Genomic DNA, 1,092 nt, shown 5'->3' with positions numbered 1-1,092 from the left:
CTGAATTTTTTGCTTATGTAGTGGCACAAGAGAAGGCTCAACTTAAAACGGCACAGACAGCAGAAAACAAGGGATGGTCAGCAGGGGCTACGATTTTGAGAGAGTTTATCGAACATCAAAAATAGACTTCAAGTTTTCCCGCAATTAGAACCGGCACTCGAAGGGCTGTAAAAACGCAACCGTTTGGTTGCGGAATCTTCAGTGCTGGAAGTCAGTAGTCGTTGATTTGGGTGTGATAGGGCGGGATTCCGGAAGAATGGGCTGTAAAACCTACGCGTTTTTACAGCCCTTCGAGTGCCGGTTCTAATTGCGGGAAAACTTGAAGTCTATTTTTGATGTTCGATAAACTCTCTCAAAATCGTAGCCCCTGCTGACCATCCCTTGTTTTCTGCTGTCTGTGCCGTTTTAAGTTGAGCCTTCTCTTGTGCCACTACATAAGCAAAAAATTCAGCGTGCTCTATCGGGGCCGCTTCTTTCAATGCGGCAAGTTTTTCCATGTAGGGCTGTATGATAGCCACAAGCATGCCCGCTGTAATAGGTATAACCGAGGAGACATAACCGGTTAACTTTCCGCGTGTGCGTGTGAACAGATTGGGTTGGTAGTCCAAGTTAAGTTCACTTTTCATGCGCTCGTAACGGCCTCTGTTCAGTTTTTCCAGTTGAAAGTACGCTTGATAGAACTCCCCCATGGGAGAGCCTACTCGGTTCTTGGCTATGATTTGAGTGGAAAGATAAGCAAATACACGATTGTTGTATTCGGCTTTTAGCAGCTTCCGGTATATCTCGTCGTTGTCATTGGCATACACCAAGCCAGGCATGAGTAACGCTGCTAGATAAGTAAAAGCCAGATATTTTTTTATCTTCATTCTTTGTCCATACGATGTTGGATTTTCTCAGTGATTATCCTCTAGCGACTTGTTACCCCTATTTAAGTGCTCGAAGAGCTTCAATGATTGCGGCCCTCTCACTGGGGTCTTTTACCCCGCCAAAGCCCATAGTAGTGCCTGGTACGGTGCCGGCTGGGTCTTTCAAGAAACGATCAAGAGTGGCTTCGTTCCAAGTCAGGTCGCTCTCTGATAAGCCAGATGAATA

Annotated in this window: 1 protein-coding gene; it reads right to left on the bottom strand. The window is 45.9% G+C overall.

Features of this window, described 5'->3' with window-relative positions; translation table 11 throughout:
- Positions 1-326 precede the first annotated feature (326 nt).
- Positions 327-866 (bottom strand): hypothetical protein, encoded by a 540-nt coding sequence (locus A3751_RS15435; protein WP_068457548.1) that lies wholly within the window; start codon positions 864-866, stop codon positions 327-329.
- Positions 867-1,092: the final 226 nt, after the last annotated feature.

The sequence above is a fragment of the Oleiphilus sp. HI0080 genome, assembly GCF_001635135.1.
Note: the sequence above shows the minus strand (reverse complement) of the source record. Positions and strands in the feature narration are given on the sequence as shown.